The organism is Curtobacterium sp. JUb34, assembly GCF_003755065.1.
In the GTDB taxonomy this organism is placed as follows: Bacteria; Actinomycetota; Actinomycetes; order Actinomycetales; family Microbacteriaceae; genus Curtobacterium.
Window position 1 is genome coordinate 302,795 of record NZ_RJVH01000002.1, and the last position, 26,456, is coordinate 329,250.

General features: G+C 71.1%; 26 protein-coding genes, 1 tRNA gene and 1 pseudogene. 22 read left to right on the forward strand and 6 right to left on the reverse strand.

Annotation, left to right across the window (positions count from 1 at the left end; genetic code table 11):
* Window position 1 precedes the first annotated feature (1 nt).
* The 3 genes from EDF63_RS07895 to EDF63_RS07905 all read left to right on the forward strand — a co-directional run bounded on the left by EDF63_RS07895 (window position 2) and on the right by EDF63_RS07905 (window position 4,388).
* Window positions 2–1,462, forward strand: coding sequence for a glutamate synthase subunit beta (locus tag EDF63_RS07895; protein ID WP_123312479.1), 1,461 nt, complete (start codon window positions 2–4; stop codon window positions 1,460–1,462).
* A gap of 105 nt (window positions 1,463–1,567) precedes the next feature.
* The gene (pyk, locus tag EDF63_RS07900; RefSeq protein WP_111083936.1) at window positions 1,568–3,013 is read left to right on the forward strand and encodes a pyruvate kinase; all 1,446 of its coding nucleotides are present in this window, start codon (window positions 1,568–1,570) and stop codon (window positions 3,011–3,013) included.
* 268 nt (window positions 3,014–3,281) lie between these two features.
* The gene (locus EDF63_RS07905) at window positions 3,282–4,388 is read left to right on the forward strand and encodes a VIT1/CCC1 transporter family protein (RefSeq protein WP_123312481.1); all 1,107 of its coding nucleotides are present in this window, start codon (window positions 3,282–3,284) and stop codon (window positions 4,386–4,388) included.
* Here EDF63_RS07905 and EDF63_RS07910 read toward each other — a convergent pair.
* Window positions 4,385–4,924, reverse strand: coding sequence for an HdeD family acid-resistance protein (locus EDF63_RS07910; RefSeq protein ID WP_185021342.1), 540 nt, complete (start codon window positions 4,922–4,924; stop codon window positions 4,385–4,387). The two genes, EDF63_RS07905 and EDF63_RS07910, sit on opposite strands and share 4 nt — an antisense overlap.
* 150 nt (window positions 4,925–5,074) lie before the next feature.
* Here EDF63_RS07910 and EDF63_RS07915 point away from each other — a divergent pair, with 150 nt between their 5' ends.
* Together EDF63_RS07915 and EDF63_RS07920 are read left to right on the forward strand one after the other, a co-directional pair.
* Entirely contained in the window at window positions 5,075–6,616 is a 1,542-nt protein-coding gene (locus EDF63_RS07915) for an aldehyde dehydrogenase family protein (protein ID WP_123312483.1), read from the forward strand.
* Complete coding sequence (locus tag EDF63_RS07920) at window positions 6,616–7,008, forward strand: DUF779 domain-containing protein (protein WP_123312485.1); 393 nt, start codon at window positions 6,616–6,618, stop codon at window positions 7,006–7,008. The genes EDF63_RS07915 and EDF63_RS07920 overlap by 1 nt, the downstream gene beginning before the upstream one ends.
* On the opposite strand, the gene EDF63_RS19105 is transcribed toward EDF63_RS07920, so the two are convergent.
* Window positions 6,989–7,444, reverse strand: a complete 456-nt coding sequence (locus tag EDF63_RS19105) for a tyrosine-type recombinase/integrase (protein ID WP_123312488.1) — start codon at window positions 7,442–7,444, stop codon at window positions 6,989–6,991. The two genes, EDF63_RS07920 and EDF63_RS19105, sit on opposite strands and share 20 nt — an antisense overlap.
* Here EDF63_RS19105 and EDF63_RS18960 point away from each other — a divergent pair.
* Window positions 7,429–7,557, forward strand: a complete 129-nt coding sequence (locus EDF63_RS18960; protein ID WP_260233022.1) for a hypothetical protein — start codon at window positions 7,429–7,431, stop codon at window positions 7,555–7,557. The genes EDF63_RS19105 and EDF63_RS18960 overlap by 16 nt on opposite strands.
* A 69-nt stretch (window positions 7,558–7,626) precedes the next feature.
* Window positions 7,627–7,809 carry a hypothetical protein gene (locus EDF63_RS07930; protein ID WP_123312491.1) on the forward strand — a complete coding sequence of 61 codons (183 nt, stop codon included), beginning with the start codon at window positions 7,627–7,629 and terminating at the stop codon, window positions 7,807–7,809.
* Window positions 7,810–8,012: 203 nt separating this feature from the next.
* Here EDF63_RS07930 and EDF63_RS07940 read toward each other — a convergent pair whose 3' ends face one another.
* Entirely contained in the window at window positions 8,013–8,681 is a 669-nt protein-coding gene (locus tag EDF63_RS07940; protein WP_123312495.1) for a hypothetical protein, read from the reverse strand.
* A 139-nt stretch (window positions 8,682–8,820) separates the two neighbouring features.
* Here EDF63_RS07940 and EDF63_RS07945 point away from each other — a divergent pair, with 139 nt between their 5' ends.
* The gene (locus EDF63_RS07945) at window positions 8,821–9,078 is read left to right on the forward strand and encodes a hypothetical protein (protein ID WP_148061751.1); all 258 of its coding nucleotides are present in this window, start codon (window positions 8,821–8,823) and stop codon (window positions 9,076–9,078) included.
* A 269-nt stretch (window positions 9,079–9,347) separates the two neighbouring features.
* On the opposite strand, the gene EDF63_RS19110 is transcribed toward EDF63_RS07945, so the two are convergent.
* On the reverse strand, window positions 9,348–9,515 hold the full coding sequence (locus EDF63_RS19110) for a helix-turn-helix domain-containing protein (protein WP_123312501.1): 168 nt from the start codon (window positions 9,513–9,515) through the stop codon (window positions 9,348–9,350).
* 191 nt (window positions 9,516–9,706) lie between these two features.
* Here EDF63_RS19110 and EDF63_RS07960 point away from each other — a divergent pair.
* Together EDF63_RS07960 and EDF63_RS07965 are read left to right on the forward strand one after the other, a co-directional pair.
* Window positions 9,707–9,871 (forward strand): annotated as a pseudogene (locus tag EDF63_RS07960) (DUF779 domain-containing protein); the annotation flags it as partial.
* Between the two features lie 52 nt (window positions 9,872–9,923).
* Entirely contained in the window at window positions 9,924–11,102 is a 1,179-nt protein-coding gene (locus EDF63_RS07965) for a GAF domain-containing protein (RefSeq protein WP_148061752.1), read from the forward strand.
* Between the two features lie 79 nt (window positions 11,103–11,181).
* On the opposite strand, the gene EDF63_RS07970 is transcribed toward EDF63_RS07965, so the two are convergent.
* The gene (locus EDF63_RS07970; RefSeq protein ID WP_123312504.1) at window positions 11,182–11,577 is read right to left on the reverse strand and encodes a hypothetical protein; all 396 of its coding nucleotides are present in this window, start codon (window positions 11,575–11,577) and stop codon (window positions 11,182–11,184) included.
* Between the two features lie 147 nt (window positions 11,578–11,724).
* Between EDF63_RS07970 and EDF63_RS07975 the strand changes: the two genes are divergently transcribed.
* The 5 genes from EDF63_RS07975 (at window position 11,725) to EDF63_RS07995 (ending at window position 15,313) form a co-directional block, all read left to right on the forward strand.
* Entirely contained in the window at window positions 11,725–12,408 is a 684-nt protein-coding gene (locus tag EDF63_RS07975) for a response regulator (RefSeq protein WP_260233023.1), read from the forward strand.
* A complete protein-coding gene (locus EDF63_RS07980; RefSeq protein ID WP_123312508.1) occupies window positions 12,405–13,910 on the forward strand; it encodes a HAMP domain-containing sensor histidine kinase in 1,506 nt (501 codons plus the stop codon). Before EDF63_RS07975 ends, EDF63_RS07980 begins: the two co-directional genes overlap by 4 nt.
* A gap of 12 nt (window positions 13,911–13,922) precedes the next feature.
* Window positions 13,923–14,004 (forward strand) — tRNA-Leu (locus tag EDF63_RS07985).
* 124 nt (window positions 14,005–14,128) lie between these two features.
* On the forward strand, window positions 14,129–14,734 hold the full coding sequence (locus tag EDF63_RS07990) for an ANTAR domain-containing response regulator (protein WP_022905562.1): 606 nt from the start codon (window positions 14,129–14,131) through the stop codon (window positions 14,732–14,734).
* Between the two features lie 108 nt (window positions 14,735–14,842).
* Window positions 14,843–15,313: a GNAT family N-acetyltransferase gene (locus tag EDF63_RS07995; RefSeq protein ID WP_123312510.1), complete on the forward strand. Its 471-nt coding sequence runs from the start codon at window positions 14,843–14,845 to the stop codon at window positions 15,311–15,313.
* A gap of 7 nt (window positions 15,314–15,320) precedes the next feature.
* On the opposite strand, the gene EDF63_RS08000 is transcribed toward EDF63_RS07995, so the two are convergent.
* Complete coding sequence (locus EDF63_RS08000; RefSeq protein WP_123313096.1) at window positions 15,321–15,689, reverse strand: PaaI family thioesterase; 369 nt, start codon at window positions 15,687–15,689, stop codon at window positions 15,321–15,323.
* A 100-nt stretch (window positions 15,690–15,789) separates the two neighbouring features.
* Here EDF63_RS08000 and polA point away from each other — a divergent pair, with 100 nt between their 5' ends.
* From polA to EDF63_RS08035, 7 genes are all read left to right on the forward strand, one after another.
* Window positions 15,790–18,459 carry a DNA polymerase I gene (gene polA, locus EDF63_RS08005; protein ID WP_123312512.1) on the forward strand — a complete coding sequence of 890 codons (2,670 nt, stop codon included), beginning with the start codon at window positions 15,790–15,792 and terminating at the stop codon, window positions 18,457–18,459.
* Between the two features lie 37 nt (window positions 18,460–18,496).
* The gene (locus EDF63_RS08010) at window positions 18,497–20,176 is read left to right on the forward strand and encodes a DUF885 domain-containing protein (protein ID WP_123312514.1); all 1,680 of its coding nucleotides are present in this window, start codon (window positions 18,497–18,499) and stop codon (window positions 20,174–20,176) included.
* A 160-nt stretch (window positions 20,177–20,336) separates the two neighbouring features.
* Window positions 20,337–21,815 carry a 30S ribosomal protein S1 gene (gene rpsA / locus EDF63_RS08015; RefSeq protein ID WP_123312516.1) on the forward strand — a complete coding sequence of 493 codons (1,479 nt, stop codon included), beginning with the start codon at window positions 20,337–20,339 and terminating at the stop codon, window positions 21,813–21,815.
* Window positions 21,816–21,906: 91 nt separating this feature from the next.
* Window positions 21,907–22,509 carry a dephospho-CoA kinase gene (gene coaE / locus EDF63_RS08020; protein ID WP_123312517.1) on the forward strand — a complete coding sequence of 201 codons (603 nt, stop codon included), beginning with the start codon at window positions 21,907–21,909 and terminating at the stop codon, window positions 22,507–22,509.
* Window positions 22,506–23,573: a BPSS1187 family protein gene (locus EDF63_RS08025; RefSeq protein WP_148061753.1), complete on the forward strand. Its 1,068-nt coding sequence runs from the start codon at window positions 22,506–22,508 to the stop codon at window positions 23,571–23,573. The genes coaE and EDF63_RS08025 overlap by 4 nt, the downstream gene beginning before the upstream one ends.
* A gap of 22 nt (window positions 23,574–23,595) precedes the next feature.
* Entirely contained in the window at window positions 23,596–25,095 is a 1,500-nt protein-coding gene (locus EDF63_RS08030) for a class I adenylate-forming enzyme family protein (protein WP_185021343.1), read from the forward strand.
* On the forward strand, window positions 25,092–26,345 hold the full coding sequence (locus tag EDF63_RS08035) for an acyltransferase (RefSeq protein ID WP_123312522.1): 1,254 nt from the start codon (window positions 25,092–25,094) through the stop codon (window positions 26,343–26,345). The genes EDF63_RS08030 and EDF63_RS08035 overlap by 4 nt, the downstream gene beginning before the upstream one ends.
* Window positions 26,346–26,456 lie beyond the last annotated feature (111 nt).

Here is a 26,456-nt window from a genome sequence, read left to right on the forward strand (position 1 = left end):
GGTGGCTGACCCCAAGGGATTCCTCAAGGTCCAGGAACGCGAGCTCCCGGCACGGCGACCCGTGCCCGTCCGGCTCATGGACTGGAAAGAGGTCTACGAGCAGCAGGAGTCCGGCGCCCTCAAGCGCCAGGCCGGCCGCTGCATGGACTGCGGCGTGCCGTTCTGCCACCAGGGCTGCCCCCTCGGCAACCTGATCCCGGAGTGGAACGACCTCACCTGGCGCGGTGAGGGCCGGCAGGCCATCGAGCGGCTGCACGCGACGAACAACTTCCCGGAGTTCACGGGCCGGCTGTGCCCCGCCCCGTGCGAGTCCTCGTGCGTGCTCGGCATCAACCAGCCGCCGGTGACGATCAAGCAGGTCGAGGTCTCGATCATCGACGACGCGTTCCAGAACGGTTGGGTCACCCCCCACCCGCCGGAGCGTCTGACGGGCAAGACCGTCGCCGTCGTGGGGTCCGGCCCCGCCGGGCTCGCCGCCGCGCAGCAGCTCACGCGCGCCGGGCACACCGTCGCCGTCTACGAGCGCGACGACCGCATCGGCGGGCTGCTCCGCTACGGGATCCCCGACTTCAAGATGGAGAAGCGCCAGATCGACGCGCGCCTCTCCCAGATGCAGGCCGAGGGCACCCGCTTCCGTGCGGGCGTCGAGATCGGCCGCGACATCACCTGGGACGACCTGAAGTCGCGCTACGACGCGGTCGTGGTGGCCACCGGCGCCACGGTGCCGCGTGACCTGCCGATCCCGGGGCGCGACCTCGAGGGCGTGCACTTCGCGATGGACTACCTCGTCCAGCAGAACAAGGCGAACGCCGGCACCCGGGTCGACAACCAGCTGACCGCCGAGGGCAAGCACGTCGTCGTCATCGGCGGCGGCGACACCGGGGCGGACTGCATCGGCACCGCACACCGACAGGGCGCGCTGAGCGTGACGAACCTGGCGATCGGCAAGCAGCCGCCGCTGGAACGTCCGTCCGAGCAGCCGTGGCCGATGTTCCCGACCGTGTTCGAGGTCACGAGCGCCCACGAAGAGGGCGGCGAGCGGCACTTCCTCGCCTCGACCGTCGAGTTCCTGGCGAACGAGGCCGGCGAGGTCCGTGCCCTCCGTGTCGCCGAGACCGAGTACCTCGACGGCCGTCGCGTGCCGAAGGCCGGCTCCGAGCGCGAGATCCCCGCAGACCTCGTCCTCGTCGCGATGGGCTTCACCGGCCCTGAGGCAGACACGATCGAGCCGCAGCTCGGGCTGCCGACCACGGTGTCCGGTGCGCTCGACCGCCGCGCCGACTACACGACGAACGAGGCGGGCGTGTTCGTCGCCGGCGACGCCGGCCGCGGGCAGTCCCTGATCGTCTGGGCGATCGCCGAGGGGCGAGCCGCGGCGGCGAAGGTGGACGAGTACCTCGAGGGCTCGACGATCCTGCCCGCGCCGGTGAAGGCGACGGACCGCGCGATCTCGATCTCGTGACCGAGGGGCCACCCGCACTCGATAAGGTGCTGGTGGCCTCGCTTCGTTCCGCGCGGCCCCACAGCGCGGAAACCCAAGCACCATCCACCACCACGAAGGAATCCATTGAGACGCGCAAAGATCGTTTCGACGCTCGGACCGGCAACGTCGGACTACGAGACCGTCAAGGAGATCATCGAAGCGGGCGTCGACGTCGCCCGACTCAACCTCAGCCACGGTGACTACAGCGTCCACGAGGCCAACTACGTGAACGTCCGTCGCGCGGCCGAGGAACTCGGCAAGCCCGTCGCGATCCTCGTCGACCTGCAGGGTCCGAAGATCCGTCTGGCCAAGTTCGCCGACGGCCCGCACGACCTCGCGGTCGGCGACGTGTTCACCATCACGACCGAGGACGTCCCCGGCTCCAAGGAGATCTGCGGCACGACGTTCAAGGGCCTGCCCCAGGACGTCAAGCCCGGCGACCCGCTGCTCATCGACGACGGTCGCGTCCGCCTGCGCGTGCTCGACACCGACGGCGTCCGCGTCCGCACCGAGGTCGTCGTCGGCGGCACGGTGTCGAACAACAAGGGCATCAACCTGCCCGGCGTCGCCGTCAACGTCCCCGCGCTGAGCGAGAAGGACGAGGCCGACCTCCGGTGGGCGATCCGTCAGGGCGCCGACCTCATCGCGCTGTCGTTCGTGCGCAACGCCGCCGACGTCGACCGTGCCCACGAGATCATGGACGAGGAGGGCAAGCGCCTGCCCGTCATCGCCAAGGTCGAGAAGCCGCAGGCCGTCGACGCGCTCGAGGAGATCATCGACGCCTTCGACAGCATCATGGTCGCCCGCGGTGACCTCGGCGTCGAGCTGCCGCTCGAGGCCGTCCCGATCGTGCAGAAGCGCGCCGTGGAGCTGTCCCGCCGCATGGCGAAGCCGGTCATCGTCGCGACGCAGATGCTCGAGTCGATGATCTCGTCGCCGATCCCGACCCGCGCGGAGACCTCCGACGTCGCGAACGCCGTGCTCGACGGCGCGGACGCGGTCATGCTCTCGGGCGAGACGAGCGTCGGTGAGTACCCGGTGCAGACGGTCCGCACGATGGCCCGCATCGTCGAGTCCACCGAGGACCACGGCCTCGAGCGCATCGCGCCGCTCGGCACCAAGCCGCGCACCCTCGGCGGTGCGATCACGCTCGCCGCGGTCGAGATCGCGGAGTTCACCGAGGCCTCGTACCTCTGCGTGTTCACCGAGTCCGGCGACTCCGCGCGACGCATGTCGCGTCTGCGCCACGGCCTGCCGATCATCGCCTTCACCCCGAACGAGGCGACGCGTCGCCGCATGGCGCTCACCTGGGGTGTCCGGTCGTTCCTCGTCGAGCGCAAGACCCACACCGACGAGCTCTTCTCGCAGGTGGACGACGTCCTGCTCGAGAACGGCCTGGCCGCCCCCGGCGACCGCGTCATCGTGACGGCCGGTTCCCCTCCCGGCATCGAGGGCTCGACGAACGACCTGCGCGTGCACCGGGTGGGCGACGCCCACGCCGAGGCCGCTCCGGCCTACGTGCGGGACTGATCCGCAGGATCCCGACGCCGACAGGGCGCGGACGGGAGGCCCGGCGCACGAACACGCGTCGCCTCCGGTCCGCGCCCTGTCGCGTCCCGCCCGGACGCCGGACGCTGGACGCGCCGCGGCTGCGCCCCGCCGTGGTCGTCGCTCCCCCGCACACCGGGGCGCGACGGCGTCCGCGGGGCGCGGTCGTGGGCTTCCCGACGCGCGTCGACGCTCGGGGCGCGCTCGGTGGGGTGGAGCCGCGGCGCGACCGGACCGCCGTGCGGGCAGGATGGGCGGGGTGAGCCTCCAGGACGACACCGCCTCCGCATCCACGGCGCCGCGCGCCGACGTCCGCCGCTGGCGCCGCTACCTGGCCGACGAGCGTGCGGAGGCGGCGGTCTACCGCAACCTCGCCGCGCGGCGGTCCGGCGAGGAACGCGAGATCCTCGCGGCGCTGGCCGAGGCCGAGGGACGGCACGAGCAGCACTGGCTCGACCTGCTCGGCGACGACGTCGGGCGTCCGCAGCGCGGCAGCCTGCGCACCCGCGTCCTCGCGACGCTGGCGAAGCGGTTCGGGTCGGTCTTCGTCCTCGCGTTGATGCAGCGCGCCGAGGACCGCTCGCCGTACGCCGACGACGACGACGCGACCGCGAGCATGGCGGCCGACGAGCGCATCCACGGCGAGGTCGTCCGCGGGCTGGCGAACCGTGGCCGCATGCGGCTGTCGGGCACGTTCCGCGCGGCGGTCTTCGGCGCCAACGACGGACTCGTGTCGAACCTGGCGCTCATCATCGGCATCAGCGCCTCGGGTGCGGACCGGCACTTCGTCCTGCTGAGCGGCATCGCCGGTCTGCTCGCCGGCGCCCTCTCGATGGGCGCGGGGGAGTACGTCTCGGTCCGGTCGCAGCGCGAACTGCTCGAGGCGTCCGCACCGCACCCCGAGGCCGGACGTGCCGTGGCGGACCTCGACGTCGACGCGAACGAGCTGGCCCTGGTGTACCGGGCCCGTGGCATGACCGAGGCCGAAGCGACCGAGCACGCCGCCCATGTGCTGTCCGGCATCGGCGAGCGTCGTCCGGCGACCGGCCCGGTGCCCGTCGCCGACGACCACGAGGCGGTCGGGAACGGCCTGAGCGCCGCGGTGTCGAGCTTCCTGTTCTTCGCCTCGGGCGCGATCATCCCGGTGCTGCCGTTCCTGTTCGGCATGCAGGGGTGGGCGGCCATCGCGGTGGCCGGCACGCTCGTCGGGCTCGCGCTGCTCGGCACCGGAGCGGTCGTCGGGGTCCTCAGCGGGGCGTCGCCGGGCAAGCGGGCGTTCCGGCAGCTCGCGATCGGGTTCGGTGCCGCGGTGGTGACCTACGCGCTCGGACTGTTGTTCGGGACGGGTGCCGCCTAGCGGCGGAGGGCGGCGCGTGGGGGCAGCAGCAGCAGGGCCGCGGCGCCGACGACGATGAGTGCGATGCCCGCGAACACCATGAAGACCGTGAGCGCGAGGCCCGGCGCGACGAGCACGACCACACCGCCGAGGATCGAGAGCACCCCGCTCACCAGGGTCGGCACCCGGGACGACCCCGGGTGGCCGACGAAGCCGCCAACGATGGAGACGATGCCCTCGACGACGAATCCGACCCCGGCGAGCACGGCGTAGACGACCAGGGGGATCGCCGGATCGAGCAGCGCCACCAGGCCGGCGACCGCGACGAGCGCTCCCACCACGCCGGACGTCCACCGCCAGACCGTCGGCGTCCCGTGCCCCCGCACCGACGCCACGACCCGCAGGGCGCCGGCGACGACGAGGTAGACGCCGAACAGCAGTGCGACGACGACGAGCGACGGCCGCGGCCACGCGATGGCGACGATCCCCAGGGCGATCGCGACGACCGCGGTGACGACGACGAACACCCGGAACGTGCGGACGGCACGAGAATCCACGGACACTCCTCCTGATCGGACCGCTGGAGTCCCGAACGCTACCCGGCCGACGGCGAGCCGGTGCAACCGGATGCAACCCCCGCCGACGTACCGTGCGAGCAGGCACGCGATCCGAACGTGCCCCGACAGCGTCGTCGAAAGGCCACCACCATGACCATCGCACCATCGCCCACCACCTACGCGGCACCCGGTGAACCGGGCTCCCTCGTCCAGTACCGGTCGCGGTACGACCACTTCATCGGCGGCGAGTACGTCCCCTCGGCGAGTGGGCAGTACTTCGAGAACCCGACCCCCGTCACCGGCAAGGTCTTCACCGAGGTCGCCCGCGGGGACTCCACCGACGTGGACCGTGCGGTGGCAGCGGGCTGGAAGGCGTTCCCGAGCTGGGGGAGGACGAGCGCCGCCGAGCGCGCGGTCATCCTCAACAAGATCGCCGACCGGATGGAGGAGCACCTCGAGATGCTCGCCGTCGCCGAGACGTGGGAGAACGGCAAGCCGATCCGCGAGACCCTCGGTGCCGACATCCCGCTCGCGATCGACCACTTCCGCTACTTCGCCGGGGCGATCCGCGCGCAGGAGGGCTCGGCCGGCGAGATCGACCACGACACCGTGGCGTACCACTTCCACGAACCCCTCGGCGTGGTCGGGCAGATCATCCCCTGGAACTTCCCGATCCTGATGGCCGTGTGGAAGCTCGCACCCGCCCTGGCAGCGGGCAACTGCGTCGTGCTGAAGCCTGCTGAGCAGACCCCGGCGTCGATCCACGTCCTCGTCGAGCTCATCCGCGACCTGCTGCCCGCCGGCGTCCTCAACGTCGTCAACGGGTTCGGCATCGAGGTCGGTGCGCCGCTCGCCCAGCACCCGGACATCCGGAAGATCGCGTTCACCGGCGAGACCACCACCGGCCGGTTGATCATGCAGTACGCCTCGCAGAGTCTCATCCCGGTGACGCTCGAGCTCGGCGGCAAGAGCCCGAACGTGTTCTTCCCGGACGTCGCCGCCGAGAAGGACTCGTTCTACGACAAGGCGCTCGAGGGCTTCACCTTCTTCAACCTCAACCAGGGCGAGGTCTGCACCTGCCCGTCCCGGGCGCTGGTGGCGAAGGAGATCTACGACGGGTTCGTCGCCGACGGCCTCGACCGGGTGCGCGCCGTCAAGCAGGGGCACCCGCTCGACCTCTCCACGATGATCGGCGCGCAGGCGTCGAACGACCAGCTCGAGAAGATCCTGAGCTACATCGACATCGGCAAGCAGGAGGGCGCGAAGCTGCTCACCGGCGGGGAACGCGCGGACCTCGGCGGTGAGCTGTCCGGCGGGTACTACGTCACGCCGACGGTGTTCGAGGGCGTCAACTCGATGCGGATCTTCCAGGAGGAGATCTTCGGTCCGGTCCTCGCGCTGACCTCCTTCAGCGGGTACGACGACGCGATCGCCACGGCCAACGACACCCTGTACGGACTCGGCGCCGGGGTGTGGAGTCGCGAGGCCACGACCCTGTACCGCGCCGGTCGGGACATCCAGGCCGGACGGGTGTGGTCGAACACGTACCACCAGTACCCCGCGGGTGCGGCGTTCGGCGGGTACAAGCAGTCCGGCATCGGGCGGGAGAACCACAAGATGATGCTCGACCACTACCAGCAGACGAAGAACCTGCTCGTGTCCTACGCGGACGGTCCGATGGGCTTCTTCTGATGCCCGACACCGCACGCGTGGCGGTCACGCCGGCGGCGGGGGAGCTGCTGCGCACCCTCGCCGCCCGGCACGGCCCCCTGATGTTCCACCAGTCGGGCGGCTGCTGCGACGGATCGAGCCCGATGTGCTACCCGGTCGGCATGTTCCGGACCGGTTCCGGCGACGTGTTGTTGGGGGCGCTCCAGGTGGACGGCATCGACCCCGTCGAGGTCTACATGTCGGTGTCGCAGTTCGAGTACTGGAAGTACACGCACCTCACCATCGACGTCGTCGACGGGCGCGGCGGCGGGTTCTCGGTCGAAACCCCTGATGGGAAGCGCTTCTTGACGCGCTCCCGCATGCTCACAAAGGTGGAACTGGAAGACCTCGGGCTCACCGCTCATCGGCGCTAGTCCGCACTTCGTCCGCAGAAGACTCAGTTGAATCCAGCAGGTCCGATGCGGCGGATCGCGTTCGGTCCGCCGCACCGGGAAACAGGTGCGCGTAGACGCTCAGGGTGATTGTCGCCGATGCATGGCCCATTGCTCGCGCGACCGACACGGCGTCGAGGCCGGCACGGACCAGTCCGGACGCGTAGAAGTGCCGGTAATCGTGCGGCGTCAACTCGCCTACTCCGGCCGCGTCGCACGCTTTGTTGAACCATGCGCGCAGCGCGGCGGGGGAGGGAGGGCTACCAGGCAGGAACCATCGTCTCGGCTCTGCGTCTCCCTCAACGCGAACGACAAACTCCGCGTCGTCGGCTACCAGCGGAACTACGGCGGCGACTCGCAGAGCCTCGACACGGGCGCCACGGCGCTGTCCTTCGAAGTGCTGTGGGTGGACGAGCAGTGATCGTCGCCGCCGACACCTGGGCCGACTTCGCCGGGGCTGTGTGGGCCGAGCCCACCACCCGGTGGATCGTCTACGTTTTCCTCTTCGCTGTGTTCGGCATCGGTGTCTAGCGGGTCACCCGCCGCATCCGTGCGGCCATCGGCGAGCTTCGTGAGGATCTCGGCATCGTCAAGCGCGAGGTGAAGAACGACCACACCACCAACCTCCGCGAAGAGGCCGACGACCGGCACGACCAGAACTACCGAGCACTCGGCCGCATTGAGCAGAAGGTCGACCAGCTTGCCGTCGCGGTCGGCGTGCATCAGTACCGGCTCGACGACATCGACAACGACCTCGGCCGCACTAGAGGCAAGGGGGCGTGATGAGCGACCATGTCGGCAGAGGGACCGGCTGGTTCGGCCGGAACCAGAAGTTCGCCAAGACCATCGTGACCGGGATCGGCGCGCTCACGACCGCCGGGCTACTTACGTCACTGCCTGTAGAGCGGGCGCCGTGTGTTGGTCTCGCCACAGCGCTGCTGACTACGTACGCGACTTACAAGGTGCCGAACGTGACGTCCTAGGTGCTACGACACCAGCTTGCCGATGGTGTCTACCGCCCACTCCGACAGCTCTTTACCCGCGCCGGTCGCGGTGGCAAGGGCAATCGGGGCCAGCACCCCGCGCAGCTGCGCGAGACCACGCTGAACGATTGACGTGTCCGGCTCCGGCTTCACGAGCTCACCCAGCACCACGTTTGCCGAATCGACGACGAGGGGGCGTGTGTGCTCGTCTATGTCTTCGAGGCGGCTCAGTACGTCACGAACGGTGTCTGCGAGGTCGGTGTAACCGCTGGTGACGACGTGGGACTGCTGGGTTACCGACTCGTTGCCGAATGCGACTTGCGCATGGTCCCCATAGACGTTGATCACCGGGGCGTGCAGGGCGGACTGGGCGCTCTCGCGCCGCGTCGCATTGGCTGGAGCCTTGCCCCAGATCGCGGACAGGTGGTCAAGCTGCGACCCGTGGTCGAAGATCTCGACGGACGAGACGTAGAGTTCCCGCGATCCCCCTCTGGGATCGGGCACGACGACCCAGTCGCCTTCGAACACCTGTGCGTCGACGTCGAAGGACCCCTTCTTTGCCTGGATGAGCCCACGCATCTCGATGGCCGATTCGTCCGCCTCGCCGCGGTGGTGAATCACCGTCACCGTCTTCGGGTTGAAGCTTCGGCCGTGTCCGTCAATGAAGCCCATGAGATTTCCTCTCGCTCTCGCTACCCCAGAGTATCCGGAACGTCCGACATCACAGGGGTGGATGGTTACCCGCGATCACCATGCCCGGCGCCCGTGGATCAGGGCGTAGGCCGTCGGTGCCCTCCGATAGCTTCGGCGCATGACTACTTGGCATCCTCAGCCCACCTGGACCATGTACCTCGGCGACAAGATCCTCGGGGAAAACCTCAACGAGACCGACAAGACGGAGTTTCAGCGCCAGATCGTCGAAACGATCGATGCCGGCCTAGCCGGCTTCATGACGGTCGAAACACCGGATCGAACGATCTCCTTCCTGCTAACGGCAGCGACGACTATCCGTTTCGAGACGACCGACCCCGTCAATCTCGACCCGACACCCCTCGGCAAGCCGAGCTGAGTCCTACCCCCTAGCGAAGGCGTCGTCATCCTCGGAGACGACGCCTTCGCACTTTCGGTCGATGCCGTCGCGGTACTGGTCCGCGATCGACTCCGTCCAGTCCTCGTGTACCGGACGCTGGTCCAGCCAATACGCCGTGCAGTTAGCCTGCCGTGTCTCGATCGACACCGGAGTTGGCGTGGGCGTCGGGCTCGGCTTCGCTGCCGACGCGCTCGCGCAGCCGCTCAACATCAGGCCTGCCGCGATAATCGCGGCCCCTCCCGCCAGCTTCATCGTTCCCGCTCGATCCATGCGTCGACCCACTCGACGCGAGTGCGCCACGTGCCGGCCTTCACTCGCTGCACTCCGCGGCACTCGCCAGCGCGTAGCGCGTCGCGCAGTGTCTCGACGTGACAGTCGGTGTACGCCGCCGCCTCGCGCACTCGCATCCACGCCATGAGCCGACAGTAGCGGCATCCAAGCCTCCAGAATATAGCTGGCTAAATGGTGGCGTGAGTGAGCTGTCGAGTCCGCAGAAAGTCCGCAGCAATAGCGAGAAGCGGCTACAGCGTGCGACGCGCCACTCGACCGCGACCCGCGTAAGCAAGCCGATGTCTACCGGTGTCAACCCTCGGCTACCAAGCGCCCCGAGTACTGGAAGTACACGCACCTCACCATCGACGTCGTCGACGGGCGCGGCGGCGGGTTCTCGGTCGAGAGCCCCGAGGGCAAGCGGTTCCTGACCCGGTCGCGGATGTTCGACGACGCCGAGCTGGCGGATCTCGGCCTGGTCCCGGTCACACACCGGACGTAGGCTGGCCGTACTCGTCGCGACGGTGCGGCGGGTGGGGTCGATCGGAGGACGCATGCGCGCACCCGACCGGCTCCGCCCACTCGTCGCCGCGTCCTGGCGGCGGTCCGCGGCGGTCGACCCGGACGCGGTCCCCGCACTCGCCCTCGGCGACGACGAGCTCGACGCCGCCCGCCGTGACGGCCCGCTGGCCACCCTGCTGCCCGTCGTCCGGCACCTCCTGCTCGACGACACCCGCTCCGCCGGCTGCGTCCTGGCGGTCGGGGACGCCTCCGGCCGGCTCGTGTGGGTCGACGGAGCGCGGACGGCCCGACGAGCGGCAGAGGACATGGGCTTCGTCCCCGGGGCCGACTGGGCCGAGGACCGCGTCGGCACGAGCGCACCCGGCACCGCCCTGCGTCTCGACCGGCCGGTGCAGATCCGCTCCGACGAGCACTACGCCAACGCCGTGAAGCCGTGGTCGTGCACCGCCGTCCCCGTGCACGACGCCCACGGGTCCACCGTCGGTGTGCTCGACCTGACGGGCGACGACCGAGCGGTCGAACGGCACACCCTCTCGCTCCTCGCCGCCACGGTCGCCGCCGCCGAGGCGCGGCTCGCCCTCGCCGCGAGCCGGGTCCCCGGACCCGCCGTGCCGACGCCGGCCGCGCCCGGCGCGGAACTGACGGTCCTCGGCACCGACACCGCCGTCCTGCGCATCCGCGACCGCCGGGTGCAGCTGTCCGCGCGGCACTCCGAGCTCCTGGTCGTCCTCGCCGCCCACCCCGACGGGTTGGCGGCAGCCGACCTCGCGCAGGCGGTGTACGGCGACGCCGGTGCCGTCGTGACGCTGCGCGCCGAGGTGGTGCGGCTCCGTCGGGTCCTCGCGGAGCACGCGTCGGGCGTGACCGTGACGTCGCGTCCGTACCGGGTGACCGGGATGGCGACCGACGTCGACACCGTGCTGTCCGCGCTCGACCGCGGGGCGCGCCTCCAGGCCGTCGACCGGTACACCGGGCCGGTCCTGCCGGGGTCGGCTGCGCCGGGGGTGGACGCCGTGCGCGACCTGGTGCGCGGTCGGTTCCGCGAGTCGGTCGTCGCGGACGGCAGTGTCGAGGCGCTGCTCGCGTGGGCGCGGACGCCCGACGGCGCAGCGGACGGCCGCGTGCTCCGCGCGCTGCTCGCGGTCCTGCCGCGGCGGTCGCCGCGGCGGGCTGGTCTCGTGGCGGCGATCGAGGCGCTCGAGGGTCCCTGAGTCGGTCGGGACGACCCGGCCTGGAGGCGCGCCCCGCGCGGTCGAGATCGCCGACGGCGCGCGCCTCCCGACCTGGTGATCAGGAACCGGTGGTCGGCGCCGGGGTCGTGGTCGCGTCGGGAGCCGGCGGGGTCGGGGCCTTCCCCTCGTGGCCCTTCGGCGGCGCGGGCACGGTCGCGGGATCGCCGGCCGTCGGCGGTGCCGGGCAGCCGGGCGCCGTCGCGGGGCCGCCCTCGGGCGGTGCGGGCGGCGTCGCGGTGTCGCCGTCCGACGGAACCGGAGCCGGTGTGGTCGCGCTGGTCGGCGCACCAGTCGGGGCGCTCGGCGCCGGGGTGGTCGTCGCGGCGTTCGCCGTGGCGATGCCGAACCCGCCGAGCACCAGCACCGCGGCCGCGGCCGTGCCGATCCCGACCCGTCGCAGGAGTGCGCCGCGTCGCGGGGTGGTGGTGGTCGAGTCGTCTCGTTCGTCGAACATGGTGGTTCCGTTCCGTGACCGGGCAGATCCGGGTGATCCGCCGCTGAAGACGACGCTCGAGTCCGAATCTGAAGCATGCCTGAAGCACAGGGGTTCTCCAGCGTCCTCCATGCTCGGTGGCTGCCGGAGCGCCCTACGGTGTCCGCCGTGCCTGTTCCCGCTCGAATCCTGGTCGTCGACGACGACGACTCCATCCGGACCGCCGTCGCGACGACCCTGCGTGCCGAGGGCTTCACCGTCGCCGAGGCGTCCGACGGCCGCGACCTCGTCGAGGACCTCCGCCGCGCCGCACCCGACCTCGTCCTGCTGGACTGGATGCTGCCCGGGCCGAGCGGCATCGTGCTCGCCGGGCGGGTGCGCTCCACCTCGGACGCCGCCGTCGTGATGATGACCGCGCGGGACGAGCTCGACGAGCGGTTGCGCGGCTTCGCCGAGGGTGCCGACGACTACGTGGTGAAGCCGTTCGCGATGGCCGAGCTGGTGGCGCGGGTGACGGCGGTGCTCCGGCGGCGCGGGCGGATCCCGTCGGTCGTCGAGGTCGGCGACCTCGTCCTCGACCCGGACGCCGCCACCGCCCGGCGTGCCGGGGTCCTGCTCGACCTCACCGCGACGGAGTTCCGCCTGCTGCGGTTCCTCGCCGAGAGCCGGGGTCGCACCGTGTCGAAGGGGCAGATCACGACGCAGGTGTGGGGCTACGACGACGTCGCGGCGAACGTCGTCGAGGTCCACCTCAGCGCCCTCCGACGGAAGATGGAGGCGCACGGGCCGCGGCTCGTGCACACCGTCCGCGGCATCGGGTACCGGCTGAGCGACGAGCGGACGGCGGCGTGACGGGCGACAGCGGCCCGCTCCGGACGACCTCGTTGCGGCTGCGCACGGTCGTCGCGATCGTGGTCCTGCTCGCGGTCCTGCTCGCCGGACTGGCGGTCGCCGTCGAGGTGCTGCTCGGCATCCGGCTGCGCGCCCAGGCCGAGGACCGGCTCCGCGACCGGGCATCGGCCGCCGCCGCACTCGTCGGGACCGTCGACGCCGAGGACCTCGCCGACCGGCTCTCCGCGCAGGGGTTGTCGGTGCGCATCGTCGGGCCGGACGGCGGGGCGGTCGAGGCCGGTCCGACGCCGGACCAGCTGCGGACGGGCCCGCCGGATCCAGGCGGCCTGCCGGCGACCGTACCGCGCGGCAGCGGACTCGTCGGTGGGACCGCACCCACGGCCGCGGCGACGCCGACGACCACCGCGGACGGCGCCACGATCTCGTCGTCGTCCGTGCGCGAGGGCGACGGGGTGCTCACCCTCGTGAGCCGGCTCGACGACGGCACCCGCATCACGCTGACCGTCGGTACTCGCGACGTGCAGGACACCCTGGTGCAGCTCGGCTGGGTGATGGGCGGTGCCTCCGCGGCGTTCCTCGGGGTCGCCGTCCTCGGTGTGGTGCTCGTCGTCCGTCGGTCCCTGCGGCCGCTCGACGAGATGGCGACGACCGCGCGGTCGATCGCGGCCGGCGACCGCGGCCGGCGCCTCCGACCCTCGCGCCAGGACACCGAGATCGGTCGCGTCGCCGTCGCCATGGACGAGATGCTCGACGCCGTCGAGGGCGCGGAGCGCGAGGCCGTCGCCGCGGAGGCACGGGTCCGCTCGTTCCTCTCCGACGCCGCGCACGAGCTGCGCACGCCGGTCGCCGGGGTCCGTGCGGCGGCCGACACGCTCGTGCGCAACGGCGGCGACGTCGCCACGCGCGAGGTGCTCGCCGTGCACGTCGTCCGCCAGGCAGACCGCGCCGCGCGGCTCATCGAGGACATGCTCACGATGGCCCGGCTCGACCGGGGGATCGAACTCGACCGACGACCGGTGGACCTCGGTGCCGTCCTCGTGGCGGAGGGCGACCGGCTGCGGTTGCGGCTGCCGTCCGTCGCGCTCGAGGTCGTGGTGCCCGAGCGGGCCGTGTGCGCCGACGTCGACGCCGAGCGGCTCGCCCAGGTCGTCGCCAACCTCGTCGACAACGCCGCCCGCGCTGCCGGACCCGCGGGCAGGATCGTCGTCACGCTCGACGACCGGGGAACGGGCCCCGTGGTCCGGGTGGAGGACGACGGTCCGGGCATCCCGGTGCAGGACCGCGTGCGGGTCTTCGACCGACTCGTCCGGCTCGAGGCCGCTCGCGACGCCCGTTCCGGCGGGGCCGGACTGGGACTGCCGATCGCTCGGGGCATCGCCGAGGCGCACGGCGGGTCCTTGCAGCACGCCGAGGTCGGCGAGGGCCAGGAGGTCGGCGTGCTCGGCGGTGCGGTGTTCGAGCTGCGGCTGCCGGCGGCGGTCGAGGGGCGGGGGTCCTGCTAGCCTGGAGGCCTCGCGAGTGTGGTGGAATCGGCAGACACGGGGCACTCAAAATGCTCTGCCTCACGGCGTGCGGGTTCAAGTCCCGCCACTCGTACAACGCATGCTCACGGCGTGCGGGGCTGGACCGGCGCCGCGTCCCGCCACTCGTACAACGCTTATTGGCAACCTGAGCCGTGTGCTGACATGAAGCACTTCTGGCGTCTAGTAGGCTTGCGGCTGTGAGTGACACAGAAGCAACTGCAACAGCACCCCGTCGCGTCGTCGTCGCCGAGGACGAGTCGCTCATCCGCCTCGACATCGTCGAGATCCTCCGCGACAACGGGTTCGACGTGGTCGGTGAGGCCGGCGACGGCGAGACCGCCGTGCAGCTCGCCACCGACCTCCGCCCCGACCTCGTCGTGATGGACGTCAAGATGCCCCAGCTCGACGGCATCTCCGCAGCCGAGAAGCTGTCCAAGAACCACATCGCTCCGGTGGTCCTCCTCACGGCGTTCAGCCAGAAGGACCTCGTCGAGCGTGCCACCGAGGCCGGCGCGCTGGCCTACGTGGTCAAGCCGTTCACGCCGAACGACCTGCTCCCCGCGATCGAGATCGCCCTCTCGCGGCACCAGCAGATCATCACGCTCGAGGCCGAGGTCGCCGACCTGGTCGAGCGCTTCGAGACGCGCAAGCTCGTCGACCGCGCCAAGGGCCTGCTCAACGAGAAGATGGGCCTCACGGAGCCCGAGGCGTTCCGCTGGATCCAGAAGGCCTCGATGGACCGCCGCCTGACCATGCACGACGTCGCCAAGGCGATCATCGAGCAGCTCAGCGCCAAGAAGTAGCACCACCGTCGCTCACACCAACCAGCGCCGTCGGACCCCGATCCGGCGGCGCTGCCGCGTTCCCGGGTGCGTGGGGCGGTGGAGGCGACCACCTGGCAGGCTGGAGCCGTGGACGACGTGGTGATCCGGGCCTCCCGGCCTGACGACATGCCCGCGGTGGCCGACCTGCGGTGGCGGTGGAGCGTCGGCGAGGGCGGCGCCGAGCCGGCCGCGACGCCGGACGGCTACCGCGCGGCGATGGCGGCCTTCGCCCTGGAGCACCCGGACACGCACCGGTGCGTGGTCGCGGAGCGCGACGGCGCGGTGCTCGGCATGGCGTGGCTCGGACTCGTCGCCCGGCCGCCGACCCCGGACCGGCCGGGGCGGCGCCTGACCGCCGACGTGCAGACCGTGTACGTGCACCCCGACCTGCGCGGGCTCGGTGTCGCCGGACGGCTCGTCACGGCACTGCTCGACATCGCCGACGACCTCGGCGTCGAGCGGACCTCGGTGCACTCGAGCGTCGACGGCGAGCGGCTCTACCGGCGTCTCGGCTTCGGCGATGCGCGCCTGTTGCTGCAGCGTCCGCCCGAGGACTGACGACGGTTCAGCGTGCCTCGCGGATGAGGTTGGTGATGCGGACGGTGGAGCAGCGCCGCCCCTGGTCGTCCGTGATCACGATCTCGTGCGTGGTGAGCGTGCTGCCGAGGTGGATCGCGGTGCAGACGCCGGTGACGGTGCCGGACGTGGCGCTGCGGGTGTGCGAGGCGTTCAGCTCGATGCCGACGGCGTAGCGACCCGCGCCGGCGTGCACGTTCGCGGCCATCGACCCGAGGCTCTCGGCGAGGACGACGTAGGCGCCCCCGTGCAGCAGGCCGACCGGCTGGCGGTTGCCCTCGACCGGGATGCTGCCGACGGCACGGTCGGCCGTCATCTCGGTGATGACCATGCCCATCTTGTCGGCGAGCTCACCCATCCCACGGGCCGCGAGGCGCTCGTCGACGTTCCCGGTGATGGTGGCTTCGTCGGTCACGCGCTCGAACTCCCGTGTCGGATGGCGTCGGTAGGCTGTCCGGGTGTCGGACTCCGCAAAGCCTACCCTCATGGTCATCGACGGCCACTCGCTCGCCTTCCGGGCCTTCTACGCACTGCCGGTCGACAGTTTCGTGAACCGCGACGGGCAGCACACGAACGCCATCCACGGCTTCATCTCGATGCTGCTCATGCTCCTGCAGCGCGAGAAGCCGACCCACCTGGCGGTGGCGTTCGACATCTCCCGGTTCTCGTTCCGCACCCGTGAGTACGAGGCGTACAAGGGCACCCGCTCCGAGACCCCGGCCGAGTTCAAGGGCCAGATCCCGCTGCTGCAGCAGGCGCTCGAGGCGATGGGCATCACCACGGTGACGAAGGAGGACTACGAGGCCGACGACATCCTCGCGACCCTGTCGTCCCAGGGGGCTGCGCAGGGGTACCAGGTCTACGTGGTCTCCGGCGACCGCGACGCGATCCAGCTCGTCAACGACGACGTCACGCTGCTCTACCCGTCGGTCCGTGGCGTGTCCGAACTGACCCGGTACGACCGCGACAAGGTGTACGAGCGCTACGGGATCGAGCCGCACCAGTACCCCGACATCGCCGCCCTCGTGGGCGAGACCAGCGACAACCTGATCGGCATCGACAAGGTCGGCGAGAAGACCGCGGTCAAGTGGGTCACCCAGTACGGCTCGCTCGAGGGCGTCCTCGAGCACGCCGACGAGATCAAGGGCGTCGTCGGCAACAACCTGCGCGAGCAGCAGGACCGGGCGATCCGGAACCGCCGGCTGAACCGCCTGGTCACGGACGTCGAACTGCCGGTGGGCCCGGCCGACGTCGCGCTCCGGCCCCTCGACGAGACCGCCGTGCGTGAGCTCTTCGCCAAGCTGCAGTTCCGCACGCTGCTCGACCGCGTCTTCAAGGTCGCCGGCTCGGGCGAGCCGTCCGAGCAGCCGGCCGAGGGCGGGGTGACGGACGGGGCCGCGACCCCGCCGTCGGTCAAGACCCTGATCGACGAGGAACTCGGCTACTGGCTCGAGCGGCGCAACGCGTCCGAGGCGGCGAACGGCTACGGCGTCGCCGTCGAGGTCATCGACGGCCGGCTCAGCACCATCGGCATCGCGACCCACGACGACGCCGTCCAGGTCCCGGGCGGCAGCGGCGCGAAGGACTACGAGCAGCTGTCGGCGTGGTTCGCCTCCGACGCCCCGAAGCACTTCCACGACGCCAAGGCGGCGATCAAGGCGCTCGGGACCGCCGGCTTCGTGGTGAACGGCGTCGCCGGTGACGCCCGCATCACGGGGTGGCTCGCCCAGCCCGGCAAGCAGGGGCAACCGCTGGCCGACCTCGTCTACCAGGAGCTCGGCGAAGAGCTCCCCACCGCCGACCCGAACCAGCTCGTGCCGGAGACCGACCCGGTGAACGTCGGCGTGCACGCGTGGTTCGTCCTGCGGGTCACCACGGCGCTCCGTGCCCGACTCGACGAGTCGTCGCTCACGGTCCTCGACGACATCGAGCTCCCGCTGGTGTCGGTGCTCGCGAGCATGGAGACGATCGGCGTCGGGATCGACCGTCCGGTGCTCACGGGGCTGTCGAAGGAACTGGGGGAGCGCGCCGCCGAACTGGCGCAGCAGGCGTTCGCCGAGATCGGGCACGAGGTGAACCTCGGTTCCCCGAAGCAGCTGCAGGAAGTCCTGTTCACCGAGCTCGCGATGCCGAAGACCCGCAAGACGAAGACCGGGTTCTCGACCGACGCCGCCAGCCTGGCGGACCTGCAGGAGCAGCACCCGCACCCGTTCCTCGGGTTGCTGCTGCAGCACCGCGACGCCACCAAGCTCCGCCAGATCGTCGACACGCTCGACGCGGCGATCGTCGACGGGCGCATCCACACCCGGTACGAGCAGACGGGCAGCAGCACCGGCCGCATCTCGTCGACCGACCCGAACCTGCAGAACATCCCGGTGAAGACCGCCGTGGGGCGCCGGGTCCGGTCGGCGTTCGCCGTCGCCGAGCCCTACACGACGCTCATCACGGCCGACTACTCGCAGATCGAGATGCGGATCATGGCGCACCTGTCGGGCGACCCCGGGCTCATCCAGGCGTTCAACGAGGGTGAGGACCTGCACCGGTTCGTCGGCGCCCGGGTGTTCGGCGTCGAGCCGGCCGAGGTGTCCGCCGAGATGCGCACCAAGGTCAAGGCGATGTCGTACGGCCTGGCCTACGGGCTGAGCGCGTTCGGGTTGTCGAAGCAGCTGCGGATCGAGCAGTCCGAGGCCCGGACGCTCATGACCGAGTACTTCGCCCGGTTCGGCGCGGTGCGCGACTACCTGCGCAACGTCGTCGAGCAGGCGCGCGAGGACGGCTACACCGAGACGATCTTCGGCCGTCGCCGCCCGTTCCCGGACCTGAAGAGCCCGAACCGCGTCCTGCGCGAGAACGCCGAGCGCGCGGCGCTGAACGCGCCGATCCAGGGCTCGGCTGCCGACATCATGAAGATCGCGATGCTCGGTGTCGACGAGGACCTGCGCGACGGCGGCCTCGAGTCGCACCTGCTGCTCCAGGTGCACGACGAGCTCATCCTCGAGGTCGCGCCCGGCGAGCAGGAGCGCGTCGAGGAGATCCTGCGCACCCGGATGGGCAACGCCGCCGAGCTCACCGTGCCGCTCGACGTCTCGGTCGGTGTCGGCGCGAACTGGGAGAGCGCAGCGCACTGACCGCGTGCCGGACGGCGCTGGTGGATAGGGTCGGAGCATGAGCGAAGCGCGTCCCGTCCGTCAGCAGACCGCCGTCGACCACGTGGCCGAGGGATGGGTCACCACCCTCGTCGACCTCGACCCGACGACGGCGACGTACATCGGTGTGCCGGGTCGGACGGGGGAGTACGGCGACACCTCGCCCGCCGGAGCAGCCGCCCTGGCCGATGCGGCGCGGGCGACGAAGCGCGCCCTCGACGCCGCTACGGCGGTCGACCCGGTCGACGAGGTCACGAAGGCCGACCTCGGCGCCGAACTCGACCTCGTGCAGGAGTCGTACGAGCGGAAGCTCCACCTGCGCGACCTCAACGTGATCGCGAGCCCGGCGCAGTCCGTCCGCGAGATCATCGACCTGATGCCGACGGCGACGGAGGCGGACTGGCAGGACGTCGCCAGCCGGCTGCACGCGCTGCCGGACGCGCTCGAGGGCATCCGCGAGACCCTGCTCGAGGGCACGCGCGAGGACGTCACCCCGGCGAAGCGGCAGGTCGCCCTGGTCGCGGAGCAGGCCGCCCGCAACGGCGCGGAGGACGGGTTCTTCCGCCGCCTGGCCGAGGGCGCGGCGTTCGACGACGGCTCCGCCGTGCCGGACTCGCTCCGCGCCGAGCTGACCCGCGGCGCCGAGGTCGCATCGGCTGCGTACCGGAGCCTCGGGCAGTTCCTCGAGCACGAACTGCTGCCGCTCGCCACCCCGGTCGACGCCGTCGGACGCGAGGCGTACGAGCTGCACTCCCGCCGGTTCCTCGGCGCCGTCGTCGACCTCGACGACACGTACGAGTGGGGCCTCGAGGAACTCGCCCGCATGCGCGACGAGCAGGAACGCATCGCCGACCGGATCGAGTCGGGCGCGAGCGTGGCCCGGGCGATCGAGGTGCTGGACACCGACCCCTCCCGGATCCTGCACGGGACGGACGCCCTGCAGCGGTGGATGCAGGAGACGAGCGACGCTTCGATCGCGGCGATGGCCGGCACCTACTTCGACATCCCGGAACCGATCCGCCGCCTCGAGTGCCGGATCGCCCCCACGCAGGAGGGCGGGATATACTACAGCGGTCCGTCGGACGACTTCTCGCGCGCCGGCCGGATGTGGTGGTCGGTGCCCGAGGGCGTCACCGAGTTCGGCACCTGGCGTGAGAAGACCACGGTCTACCACGAGGGCGTCCCCGGTCACCACCTGCAGATCAGCCAGGGCGTCTACAACCGCGGCGAGCTCAACACGTGGCGCCGCCAGCTGTCCGGCTCGTCGGGCCACGTCGAGGGCTGGGCGCTCTACGCCGAGCGCCTGATGGAGCAGCTCGGGTTCCTCGACGACGACGGCGACCGGCTCGGCATGCTCGACGGGCAGCGCATGCGTGCCGCCCGCGTGGTGCTCGACATCGGTGTGCACCTGCAGAAGACCAACCCGGACGGCGGCGGCTGGACGTGGGAGTACGCCCTCGACTTCATGCGCGAGAACGTGAACATGGACGACGCGTTCGTGCAGTTCGAGGTCGCGCGCTACTTCGGGTGGCCCGGCCAGGCGCCGTCCTACAAGGTGGGCCAGCGCGTGTGGGAGTCGATCCGCGACGAGGTCGCCGCCCGCGAAGGCGCCGACTTCGACCTGAAGGCGTTCCACCGTCGTGCGCTCGCGCTCGGCAGCATCGGTCTCGACACCCTGCGCAGCGCCCTGCTCCGCTGACGCGCCGCCGACACGCCCGGTTGTGGGGGCTCGGCCGGTGCGGTTAGACTTGTGCGGCGCAATCCGCGCCACTCAATCAATCGCCACGGCGGAGCACCACGGGGGTCTCGACTCCCCGCACGCCACGGCCCGACTCATGTCCGTTCGGAGCAATCTCTACATGACAACCACTACGACCAAGGCTCCTAAGCAGGTCGCCATCAACGACATCGGTTCGGCTGATGACTTCCTGGCCGAGGTCGAGAAGACCCTGAAGTTCTTCAACGACGGTGATCTCATCTCCGGCACCGTCGTGAAGATCGACCGCGACGAGGTCCTCCTCGACGTCGGTTACAAGACCGAGGGCGTCATCCCCTCGCGCGAGCTCTCGATCAAGCACGACGTCGACCCCAACGAGGTCGTCAAGGTCGGCGACGAGGTCGAGGCCCTGGTTCTCCAGAAGGAGGACAAGGAAGGCCGCCTCATCCTGTCGAAGAAGCGTGCGCAGTACGAGCGCGCATGGGGCGACGTCGAGAAGATCAAGGAGTCCGACGGCGTCGTGACCGGCACGGTCATCGAGGTCGTCAAGGGCGGCCTGATCGTCGACATCGGTCTCCGCGGCTTCCTCCCCGCGTCGCTCATCGAGCTCCGTCGCGTCCGCGACCTCACGCCGTACCTCGGCCAGGAGATCGAGGCGAAGATCCTCGAGCTCGACAAGAACCGCAACAACGTGGTCCTGTCGCGCCGTGCGCTCCTCGAGCAGACGCAGTCCGAGTCCCGGACCACGTTCCTCAACAACCTGCACAAGGGCCAGGTCCGCAAGGGCATCGTCTCCTCGATCGTCAACTTCGGTGCGTTCGTGGACCTCGGTGGCGTCGACGGTCTCGTCCACGTCTCCGAGCTCAGCTGGAAGCACATCGAGCACGCCAGCGAGGTCGTCGAGGTCGGTCAGGAAGTCACCGTCGAGATCCTCGAGGTCGACCTGGACCGCGAGCGCGTGTCGCTCTCGCTCAAGGCGACGCAGGAGGACCCGTGGCAGGTCTTCGCCCGCACCCACGCGATCGGCCAGATCGCACCGGGCAAGGTCACGAAGCTCGTCCCGTTCGGTGCCTTCGTCCGCGTTGCCGACGGCATCGAGGGCCTGGTGCACATCTCGGAGCTCTCGAACAAGCACGTCGAGCTCGCCGAGCAGGTCGTCTCGGTCAACGACGAGGTCTTCGTCAAGATCATCGACATCGACCTCGACCGTCGCCGCATCTCGCTCAGCCTCAAGCAGGCGAACGAGGGCGTGGACCCCGAGGGCACCGAGTTCGACCCGGCGCTCTACGGCATGCCGACCGAGTACGACGACAAGGGTGACTACAAGTACCCGGACGGCTTCGACCCGGAGACGAACGAGTGGCTCGAGGGCTACGACACCCAGCGCACCGAGTGGGAGGGCCAGTACGCGGCCGCCCAGGGTCGTTGGGAAGCCCACAAGGCGCAGGTCGCGAAGACCATCGCCGACGAGGAAAAGGGTGGCTTCGACCTCCCGGCCGGCGCATCGTCGTCGTCCGCTTCCTCTTCGTCGTCGTTCTCGAGCGAGACCGGTGGCGCGAGCCCCCTCGCCGACGACGCTTCGCTGGCGGCGCTCCGCGAGAAGCTCAGCTCGACCAACTGATCGAGCGAGTCGCACTGACCGGAAGCCCGGCATCCCCCAGGGGGTGCCGGGCTTCCGGCGTTTCCACGCCGCGGGTCGTTAGCCTGTCCGCGTGCGCATCATCGGTCTCACGGGCGGCATCGCCGCGGGCAAGTCGACGGTCTCCAGGCGTTGGGCGGAACACGGCGGGATCGTCGTCGACGCCGACCGGCTCGCGCGGGACGCCGTCGCGCCGGGCAGCCCCGGTCTCGCGCAGGTCGCCGAGCGGTTCGGCCCGACGGTGATCGCGGCCGACGGTTCGCTCGACCGTCCGGCGCTCGGGGCGATCGTGTTCTCGGACCCGGCGGCCCGGAAGGACCTCGAGGCGATCACCCACCCCGAGGTCTGGCGGCTCGCCCAGCGTGCCTTCGACGCGGCCGAGGCCGCCGATCCTGATGCCGTCGTCGTGTACGACGTGCCGCTCCTCGCCGAGGCCCGCGGATCCCGCCCGCTCCGGTTCGACGCCGTCGTGGTGGTCGACGCCCCGGCCGCACAGCGCATCGAGCGGCTCGTGGCCCACCGGAACATGCCCCGGGACGAAGCCGAGCGCCGCGTGGCCGCACAGGCGAGCGACGCCGACCGGCTGGCCCTCGCCGACCACGTCGTCGACGCGACGGGTTCGCTCGACCAGACCGTTCGATCGGCCGACGAGGTGTGGTCGCGGATCACCCCGTGAAGCACCGTCTGCTGCTGGTCCTCGCCGCGATCGTGCTCGTCGCGATCGGCGGTGGAGCACTGGTCGCCGCGAACCTGCTCGGCGCCCGGCGCATCGAGGACGAGGGGCGGGCACCGACGATCGACCGTTCGCACGCCGACGAGGCCCCGTCGGGCGACCAACGCGGCCCCGAGGGGGAGTTCCACCGGTTCCGACTCGGCACCGTGAACGGCGAGCGGCTCACCCCCAACCGCGACGACTTCGCCGCCCGCACCTCGGTCGACGGCCCCCTGCTGCTGTTCCTGCCCGCGACGCGGTCACGCCCGGCGGAGTACCAGCGGTTCCTCGGGCAGGCCCTCGCCGACGGCTACCACGTGCTGGGGCTCGACTACTGGAACCTCGGTCGCACGCTGTCCGGTACCTGCGAGGCCGACGCCCGCTGCTACGGCATGGTGCAGCGCAACCGGTTCGACGGCACCCGTCCGTCCGAGTTCAGCTCCGTGACGCCCGCCGGGTCGATCGTGTCGCGCTTCCGCGACGCCGTCGCGTACCTCGACGACCACGACCCCGACGGCGGATGGGGCCGCTTCGTGCAGGGCGACGACGACATCGCCTGGCAGGACATCGTCGTGGCGGGCCACTCCCAGGGCGGCGGCGAAGCGGCGTACATCGCACACATCCGGTCCGTCCGCGGGGCGCTGATGTTCTCGTCACCCGTCGAGTCGCGGGGTCCGTCGCACGCGGCGTGGATGGACCGCCCCGGCAAGACCCCCGTCGCCCGGATGTACGCCGTCGACGACGTCCGCGACGCCTTCGGGCCGCGGATCACCGGGTCGTGGAAGGTGCTCGGGCTCGACGGCGTCGACGGACCCTTCCGGACGGACACCGCCCCACCACTCGCCGGCGCGGACCCGCACGCGATCCTGACCGACGTCCGGGGCCGGGGGAAGGCGCACTCGCTCATCATCAAGGACTCCACGCCGCTCGGACCGGACGGCGAGCCCCGGATGTCGGCGCTCTGGCAGTGGATGCTGCACCGCTTCCCGACGACGGCCGGGGGAGCTGCTCCCTCCGACGGTTCATAGGCTCCCGCAATAGCCTCTGCTGGTGCAGCCCGTCGACGGAGAACCCGACCTGCGCTCGCTCATCCGCGATCGTGCGGCGGAGAGCCCCGAGCGCCCGTACCTGGAGGACGCCCGCTCCGCGCGCGTCCTGAGCTACCGCGCCCTCGAGGACGCGGTGACCGCCTGGTCCGCGACGTTCGACGCGATCGGCGTCCCGGCTTCCGGAGCCGTCCTCGTCGACGTGGGCGACCCCCTCTGCTTCGCCGTGGTGCACCTGACCGCCGTGGCGACCGGGCGGCGGGCGGTCCCGGTGGACACCGGACAGCCGGCGACCGAGCCGGCCCGGCTCGCCGACCTGATCGGCGGGGCGTCGATCGTGGTGTCGGACCGTGCCGTGGACCGGGCCGTCCCCGGGGCGCCCGCGAGCGGGATCGACGCGGCCACGTTCCTCCCGGCCGCCGTCCGCGACGGTGACGTGCCCACGCAGAGCCCGGACGCACCGGGCGAGGGATCCGTGGTGCTGTTCACGTCCGGGTCGACCGGCGCGCCGAAGGGCGTCGAACTGCCGGAGTCGCAGCTGCTGTTCGTCGCGCGTGCCGTCGCACGGCACAACGGGTTGACCGACCGCGACCGCGGCTTCAACTCGCTGCCGCTGTTCCACGTCAACGCCGAGGTCGTCGGCCTACTGGCGACGCTCGTCGCCGGGGCGACGCTCGTGCTCGACCCGCGCTTCCGACGGACCGGGTTCTGGGAACTGCTCGCCGAACGGCGCATCACCTGGCTGAACGCCGTGCCGGCGATCCTGGCCGTGCTCGCGAAGACCGGCCCACCGGACTTCCCGGAGGGCCTCCGGTTCGTCCGGAGCGCCTCGGCGCCGCTGCCCGACCCGGTACGCGCAGCGCTCGGGGACGTCCCACTCGTGGTGAGTTGGGGGATGACCGAGGGGGCGTCCCAGATCACCGCGACGCCGTTGGACGCGCCTGCCCGCCCCGGGACCGTCGGCGTGCCGGTCGGGTCCGAGGTGCAGGTGCGCGACGAGGACGGCACCCCGCTGCCCGCCGACGAGGTCGGTGCGCTGTGGGTGCGCGGGCCGGGGATCGTCGGGCGCTACCTGTTCGGGCGTGCGGCGGACCGCTTCGACGCCGACGGATGGCTCAGCACCGGCGACGTGGGGTCCGTCGCAGCGGACGGGTGGGTCTCGCTCGCCGGACGCTCCGACGACGTCATCAACCGGGGCGGCGAGAAGGTCTACCCCGCCGAGGTCGAGGACGTCCTGCTCGGTGACCCCCGGGTGCTCGAGGCCGTGGTCGTCGGGCGGCCGGACGACGTGCTCGGGGCCGTCCCGGTGGCGTACGTGATCCTGCAGCCGGACGGTGACCGCGACCCTGACGCCCGCGTGGTCGTCGACCTCACCGCGCGCGCCGAGGCCCACCTGACCCGCTTCCGCCGACCCGTCGAGATCATCGTCGTCCCCGACCTGCCGCGGGCTCCCACCGGCAAGGTGCAGCGGGCGAAGGTCCGGACGATGGCGCAGCCGTCGTGACGGACCCACAGGCACCCGCACCCTCGCAGGCACCCGCGCAGGCACCCGCCCCCGCGCAGACGCAGGCGCTGGCACCCGCGCAGCCGCAGCCGCAGCCGCCGGGCCAGACCCCGACCCGCACGGCTGCTGGCAAGCCGCGCCACCTGTACGAGGTCGACGTCCTCCGCATCCTGACCTTCGCCTGCGTCATCGGCGTGCACACCACGAGCCACACGGCCGCGTCCGACGACGTCGGCCTGAACGCGGTCCTCGCCCTGCTGCACTTCACCCGGCTCGTCTTCTTCTCGTTGACCGCCTTCGTGCTCGTCTACAGCTACACGGTGCGTCCGCGGCCGATGGCGCAGTTCTGGCCCAAGCGGTTCCTGCTCGTCGGGGTGCCGTACCTGGCGTGGTCGTTCGTGTACGTCGGGTCCAGCTGGCTCCTCAGCAGCACCCGTCGGGGTGACGTGCCCGACCTGGTGCGCACCCTCGCGGAGGGCATCGTCACCGGCACGTCGTGGTACCACCTGTACTTCCTGCTCGTGACCATGCAGGTGTACCTGCTGCTGCCCGTCATCGTGTGGCTCGTCCGGAAGACCCGTGGGCACCACGTGACGACGCTCGTCGTGGCGCTGGTGGTGCAGCTCGTGGTGTTCGCCGGCTACAAGTACTTCCCATCGAGCGACGCCTGGTTGCACGGCTACCAGAAGCAGTTCTTCTTCTCGTACGTGTTCTTCATCGTCTCCGGGGCGATCGCCGCCGACCACGCCGACGCGTTCCTCCGGTTCATCCGCGTGCACCGCCGCGCCGTGCTCTGGGCCTTCGCCGGTGTCGGCGGGCTCACGCTCGGCGTCTGGGCGCTGCAGGTCGCCCTCGGCCAGTCGCTCTACGCCGCGGGGACGCCGCTGCAGCCGATCGAGGCCGTGTGGAGCACCGCGGTGTTCGTCGGCTTCCTGGCGATCGGTGCGCGCTGGGCCGACCGACGGCGACCCGGCGGCCCGGTCGCACGGTTCGTCGACTACGCCTCGGACCGGTCGTTCGGGATCTTCCTGAGCCACCCGCTCCTGATCTGGATCCTGCTGTACGGCGACAGCTGGCTCGAGGCCGTGGTGCCGCGGCCGTGGCTGACGCTCGTCACGTACCTGCTCGTGGTGGTGCTGTCCGTGGCGGTGACCGAGGCCTTCCGGTGGACCCCGCTGAGCGTGCCGCTCACGGGCCGGCCGTCGCTGGCGTCGCGCGCGAGTCGTCAGGCGCGCAGCTCGCAGCGCTGACCCGTGCGTTCCGGGCGTCCCTGGTCGCTTCTTCCGACCAGGTATGCCCGTTCCTGCTTGCTGTGCGCAGCGGTGGACGCGTGGCGCGGCGGACGGGAGGCGCGGGGCGGG